Origin of the sequence: Saccharothrix deserti (assembly GCF_009769385.1) — a bacterium.
Taxonomy (GTDB): Bacteria; Actinomycetota; Actinomycetes; order Mycobacteriales; family Pseudonocardiaceae; genus Actinosynnema; species Actinosynnema deserti.
Genome location: NZ_VKAB01000115.1, coordinates 1 through 6,124, shown reverse-complemented (window position 1 = coordinate 6,124; position 6,124 = coordinate 1). Strand labels below are relative to the sequence as shown.

The window sequence follows — 6,124 nt, the reverse complement described above, 5'->3', positions numbered from 1 at the left end:
GCGGGTCAACGTCATGTCCGCGGTCGCCTCGCGCGGCGCCTTGTGGTTCACCGTGTTCACCGGCCGCTTCACCGCACCGGTGTTCACCGCGTTCCTCGACCGCGTGGCACGACAGGCCGACAGGAAGGTGCACGTCATCGCCGACCGGCACCCGGTCCACCGGAGCAAAGCCGTCCGCACCTGGCTTCAGGCCAACACCGATCGCGTCGAACTGCACCTGATGCCCGGCTACAGTCCCGAGCTCAACCCGGACGAGCTGCTCAACGCCGACCTCAAACGCAACGTCAACGCCTCACGAGCCCACACCGCCGACCGACTCGCCCACGAGACCCGCCGCTTCCTGCACCGCCGCCAACGCCAACCCCACATCGTCCGCGGCTACTTCCACGCCCAACACGTCCGCTACGCCATCATGTAGGCAACCAAACACTTTCGGCTCAATACTTGCGTCTGGCGGCCGGCCGCTCCGGAGTGCGGCGCAGTCATGAAGTTTACCTGAGAGAAACTCACCAGCCGTTCTAGCTGGCACGCGACCTCGCGTGCCGCTCCTGGTCAGCCACGGCGCCCGACCGGCCGCCACCCTCTCCCTCGGGGGAGCTTGGCTCCTGCGAGCGAGTGACTCACCAGTAGATTGGGGAGGGACCTACCCGAGTTGGCGGCGGCGCCTCTGCGAAAGACTGGTGCCCATGAGCTACTCGCGCGAGCAGAGACTGCCGTACTCGGCGTTCAGGCAGGCGTGCCGTGCCTTCCGGCCGAGCGAGTTGGTGCCGGCAATTGCGCGGGCGTCCGCAGCCCTCGGCGAACCGCCCTATCCGGACGAAGTGACGCGTCGGATGCCTCCATGGGGATTGGCTGCGGCAGCGCGGGAGTCGCTTCTGTATGGCAACGAGTACCGTTCCAAGCCTGTCGACACCGACGCTCTGCGGACGCTGATGCGGAAGTTCCAGATCGCGATGGACCTGAGCCAGGACGACGTGAGAGATGAGAACTTCCTTGTCAGGCTGCTAACCCGTGTGACGTATGAGCAGTTCCCGTACCAGGAGTCGATGTTCGAGGAACTTGCGCGGTCGCACGCCTGGATGGTTGAGGGCCTCCCTGACGTCGAAACGAAGGTGATCACCGAGGAGTCGCTGGCTGCCATGCTCGACGGGGTTCCGTTGCGGGAGGCAATCGGCGCGACGTTCTTCCTCCAAGTGGGCGCTCTGCAGAACGGAGGCGTCTACCTGCAGAGCTGGCTCGATCAACCGAACTTCGCCGAGGTGCTGAACCTCTACCCACGGTCGAACATCGAGAAGATGGCAACCCGGCTGACAACTACGCCCGCGGCCTTCAAGGCTGCGTTCAAGGAGCATGCGGTGGGATCCGCCAAGGCGGCTCGCTTCGACTACAACCCGCTCGTCGCGACGCCGTTCGTCGACCTCGGTGACGGTCCCGTTGCGCCTGCAACCCGGCTCATCTTGCGCACCGTCACCCCCGGAGGGTTGTACTACGCCGGTTTGGCTGCGCACGGCAAGGCCTTCGCAGATGACCTCGGTGGTCTGTTTGAGCACTACATCGGTCGGCAGCTCAAGTTGATCAACGGTGCGGAGGTTGAGGCCGAGATCGTCTTCGGCAAGGGCGGCGGCCACAAGAGCGTCGACTGGTTCGTCATCCTCCCGAACCTCCTCATCCTGGTCGAGGTCAAGTCGCGCCGACTCGGCCCTGCGGCGCGCGCTGGCGATGCCGCGCTGCTAGGCTCGCTCGACGGGACGCTAGGCAGCGCCGGGAAGCAGTTGACGCGCACGGTGCGCCACCTCGCCGAACGCCATCCGGCCTTCGTTCACATCCCGACCGACCGGCCCATGCTCGGACTGATCGTGACCGCCGAGCCTTTCTACACCGGACCGGCGTACCTGCTTGACCACGACGTGGCAATCATCCCCGGCGGTTCGCTGCCTGATGTTCCTGTCGCAGCGGCGAGTGCACGCGACATCGAGTCGCTGGTCACTCACGGAGTCGACATCGAACCCATGCTGCTTGCGGAGATCGCGAAGAGCAGCACCGGTGTCGTCAGCCTTCGTGATCTCGGCAAGAAGGCCGGAGTCGAGAACCCGATCTTGGCCAACGCGTGGAACGCGTACCCCTGGCCTGCCAGAGAACGACCAGACGAGTCCTGAACGATGATTGGCGGATCATCCTGCTGCCCGAGCTGACCCGTACCGCCGCCGGGTGGGAGTCGCAGTTGGCGGTAAACCACCTCGGGCACTTCGCCCTCGCCGTCGGCCTGCATGACGTGCTCGCCGCAGCCGTCGTGCCCTGGGCCTCCTCGAAGACGAAACGCTGACGTCCCAGCTCAGTCCCCAGGCCTCAGCGGGCTCAGCTCGAGGCGGACGTGGAGCATCCCGCAAAGGCGCTGGCAAGCACGCCTGATCTGGCGAACACGCGCCACTCGGCATGAGCGCGCGTCGCGACAGTTCAGGTCTGCAGTAGAGGAGAACGCTGATCACGCTCGTCGGCGCGGATGGTCAGCGTGCCCGTTCCCAGAGCGGCAGGCGGAAGGTCGCGTAGGTGAACTTGCCGGTGATCTTCCCGGCGGAGTCGAAGTGGAAGACGTCCAGGCCGTGCCATTGGACGCGGCCGCCGTAGCGGAGCCGGGCGAACCACCGCAGCGGCGGGATCGCGCGTTTGCCGTGCGCGCCGGTCAGGTCCAACCGGCACGCCCATCGGATCGTCGCCCGGGCGCGGGACTCGTCGATCACCCGGTCGTACACGTCGAAGGTCATCGCGCCGTAGCGGCCGGCGAACTGCGGCGCGAACGCCGCCCGGATCGCGGGGAGGCCGCGCAGCTCGGGGCCGCGGCCGGGCAGGTAGCGGGCGTCCTCGGCGAAGAAGGACATGACCCGGTCGAGGTTGGGGTCGTTGAAGGAGGCCACGAAGGCGTCGATGGTCTGGCCGAGATCGGTGCTGCCGACGGTCATGTGCTTGCCGTTTCGGGGTGGGGGACGGTTCGGGCCGAGGTTATAAGAACGGCGTAACTTTAACAAGAGAACGTTGTTCCGCTAAGTGTGGGGTTAGGGTGGTGACCGCCATGGAAGCGTCGTTCCAGCGGGCCAGGCGCCCGGAGCAGAAGAACCAGCGGCGGGAGACGATCCTCGCCGCCGCCGGCGACCTCGCCCGGGCGTCGGGCGTGGCCTGGGTCAGCCTGGGCGACATCGCCGCGGCGGTTGGGCTGGCCAAGTCCAACGTCCTGCGCTACTTCGGCACGCGCGAGGAGATCTACCTGCAGCTGACGATGCGGGAGGGGGCGGACTGGGCGGCCGCCGCCGGCGCCGCGCTGCACGGGGCGAGCGGGTTTTCCGCGGCGGCGGCGGCCTTGGCCGACGCTTACGCCGACCGGCCGTTGTACTGCGACCTCACCACGCATGCCGAGACGATGCTGGAGCACAACGTGTCGGTCGCGGTCTTGGAGGTCTACAAGCGGTGGGCCATCGACACCTACTTCACCCTAGGTCGGCAGCTCACCACCGCCTGCCCCGAGCTGACCGGCACGGACGGGGCGTCCTTGGTCATGGCGGCCAGCGCGTTCGTCGCGAAACTGTTCCCGCTGACCCGACCCTCGACCGCACTGCGGGAGCTGTACGACCGCGAGCCGGAGATCGCCCGGGTGTTCCCCCCGTTCCGGCCGACGCTGCAGCACATGATCGCCGCGACCGCGGCCGGGCTGCCGACCACCCACTGACACGGCGGGTCTTCGCCGCATCGCCATCTCGCGCGCCGGAAACGGATGGCGCTGAATCCGGGGAGTCGGCGCCGGAGACCACTTGCCGTCGGCATGGCCGAGCACAGTGCTGAGCGACCGATCAGCGGCATGTCAGTACGTCAGGGAGGTGCCCGGTCTTTCCAAGGGGCGATCACAACGGGTTGTGTCGGCCAGGCCGGGGCCGACCGGTGCCGGACTCAGGTCGACGACGTATCCGCGAGGATGCGTGCCAAGGTGCGTCGGCCCATCCCGCTCATGGCCGGATTGCTCTCGACGTAGTACCAGGCGGCTCCCATCGCTTGTTCGAAGGCCCACGCCTTGCCGCGCTGCCACTCGAGGTCGTCGCACTCGAGGTCGTCGCGGAACGCCTGCCGTGGCCCGGGTTCGAGCAGGTGCCAAGCACCTACGAGATCCAAAGCGGGGTCCGCGGGACCCAGGCCGCCGACATCGATGATCCCGGTCAGGCGTGCGTCGGACACGAGCACGTTGCCGGGAATCAAGTCGCCGTGGGTCATCCTGTCGCCGGCGGTACCACGCGGCAGGTCACGCAGGGCGTTCCACTCGCGGCGAAGCCTCGGAACGTCCAGGAGTCGTCCGCTGTTCTCGAAGCAGACCTCCATCCACGCGTCGTGAGATCGTAGGTCCCCTCCTCGACCTTTCCCGCTGAACGTCCGGCCCCGTGTGTCGATGGCGCGCACACCGCGAATGAACTCGGCCAGGTCGTACGCGAACGCGACGGACTCGCCCGGGTCCTCCTCCGCGGCCACGACCCCCGGGAGCCAGGTCTGTACCGACCACGGAAGCGGGTAGCCCGTCCCGGGTTCACCCAGCGCGACCGGCTCAGGCGTGCGGAACCGCGTGCGACCCGCCAGCTCTCGGGCCGCTTCGGCCTCGGACTCCAACCACCGCCGCACCGACCCGACCTCGCCGGGTTGCAAGGGGAAACGAGCGGCGAGCCGGTCGCCGATGCGGAAGATGGCGTTGACCGTCCCCTGCGAAGCGACACCCGTCACGGGCAGGCCCCGCCACTGGGGGAACTGCTCATCGACCAACGCGCGCACCGTCTCCAGCGCCACGGTCAGTTGGTCGGCATGCATCTGCACGACAGGAGCTTCATTTACTTCGATCTCCGAGCGCAACCCTGTTTCTCGGTCGAACCACCGCCCAGGAGTGCAAACGCGACAGGCGGTCATCGGCAGAAGCGTACGTTCGGAGAGCGCCTTCAGGCAGGGCGGACAGAGAAGCGCAGGGTCGGGTTCGGCGGCCCGATCCGCCAGGACGTCAGCGTCCGCGTCCGGTCACGTGCCGATCAACTGCGGCACTCATCGATGATCCGGGGAATTCTCGCCCTCACCGGGACACCACGTGTCGCCGACAGTGCCGGCAAACCGAGAAGTACATCGTGGACGGAAGCAACACCGCTCAGGTCCAGCGGGAACCGAACAGGGTGCGCTCGGCGGACAACCGGCGAAGTTCGACCGCCTCCCGCCCGCACAACACCTCGACGCCCTCCTCACGCAGCACCGCCATGACGGCGGTACAGGCAACGGCCGATCCCGGTTGCCGGGGTGCCGCGGCGCCCACGATGTGCTCCAACAAGCGGTCCTCGCGCCAATACAACGCCCTGGCCCCGTCGGCCGAACGCGGGCGGGCACTGCTGAAACCATGACGACACCGGTAGCCCGGACGCCCGTGCACCCAGTGCGCGTCCATCCGCCGCCCGCACACCCCGCACACCACCAGACCCGCCAACAGGTACTCACGCCGATCGCCATCGTCGTTCGGACGCCGGGCACGCACCTGCTGCGCCTCGATGAAGTCCCGCACACTCACCAGCGGCGTGTGCACGACCTCCAGCGAGATCGCCCAGTCCTCCGGCAGGTTCGGCACCTGCCCCGGCCGCCCCGTACGCAGATCCACCTCGTCACGGTCGGTCCCCACCCGGTTCCACACCTGACGGCCGGTGTAGCGCGGGTTCTCCAGGATCGTCCGTACCGACTGCACACTCCACCGCTCACCGGAGCGGTGCCGGTTGCGTCCCGGGTCGGCCGAGGACGGGCACGGCGTGCCGCGCTCGTTGAGCCCGCGGACGATTCCGGCCAACGACACACCCGCCACCCGGCGGGCGAACATCCACGTCACGTGCCCGGCCGTCCGCGGATCCGGCGCCAACTTCCGTGCCCTCCTCCCCCACCGCGCGTCGGCGCGCTTCGGGTGCGGGCCGGCGTCGACCAGTAGGTAGCCGTACGGCGGTCGTCCACCCAGATACTGACCTTTTCAGTTCAGGGTGACGTCATGGTGGCGTAGTGATCAATCCGGTTTGTGCGATGAACCCGTCGAGCAGGTCGGGGCGGTACTGCATCCGTTTGAGGCGGTTGCGGACCA

At 67.7% G+C, this 6,124-nt stretch carries 6 protein-coding genes; 3 read left to right on the top strand and 3 right to left on the bottom strand.

Translation table 11 applies throughout. The features are described from left to right. Both FM051_RS49510 and FM051_RS49505 read left to right on the top strand, forming a co-directional pair. Window positions 1–418, top strand: a 418-nt coding sequence (locus tag FM051_RS49510; RefSeq protein WP_162470815.1) for a transposase, incomplete at its 5' end; no start/stop codon positions are given. A 268-nt stretch (window positions 419–686) separates the two neighbouring features. Next, window positions 687–2,156 carry a hypothetical protein gene (locus FM051_RS49505; protein ID WP_158854867.1) on the top strand — a complete coding sequence of 490 codons (1,470 nt, stop codon included), beginning with the start codon at window positions 687–689 and terminating at the stop codon, window positions 2,154–2,156. Between the two features lie 348 nt (window positions 2,157–2,504). Here the strand turns inward: FM051_RS49505 and FM051_RS49500 are convergent, their stop codons facing one another. After that, entirely contained in the window at window positions 2,505–2,957 is a 453-nt protein-coding gene (locus FM051_RS49500; RefSeq protein WP_153033310.1) for a YybH family protein, read from the bottom strand. Window positions 2,958–3,067: 110 nt separating this feature from the next. Here FM051_RS49500 and FM051_RS49495 point away from each other — a divergent pair, with 110 nt between their 5' ends. Continuing rightward, entirely contained in the window at window positions 3,068–3,718 is a 651-nt protein-coding gene (locus tag FM051_RS49495; RefSeq protein WP_158854871.1) for a TetR/AcrR family transcriptional regulator, read from the top strand. Window positions 3,719–3,936: 218 nt separating this feature from the next. Here the strand turns inward: FM051_RS49495 and FM051_RS49490 are convergent, their stop codons facing one another. After that, a complete protein-coding gene (locus tag FM051_RS49490) occupies window positions 3,937–4,878 on the bottom strand; it encodes an aminoglycoside phosphotransferase family protein (protein ID WP_238413259.1) in 942 nt (313 codons plus the stop codon). Window positions 4,879–5,161: 283 nt separating this feature from the next. Continuing rightward, entirely contained in the window at window positions 5,162–5,911 is a 750-nt protein-coding gene (locus FM051_RS49485; RefSeq protein ID WP_158854865.1) for a recombinase family protein, read from the bottom strand. Window positions 5,912–6,124: the final 213 nt, after the last annotated feature.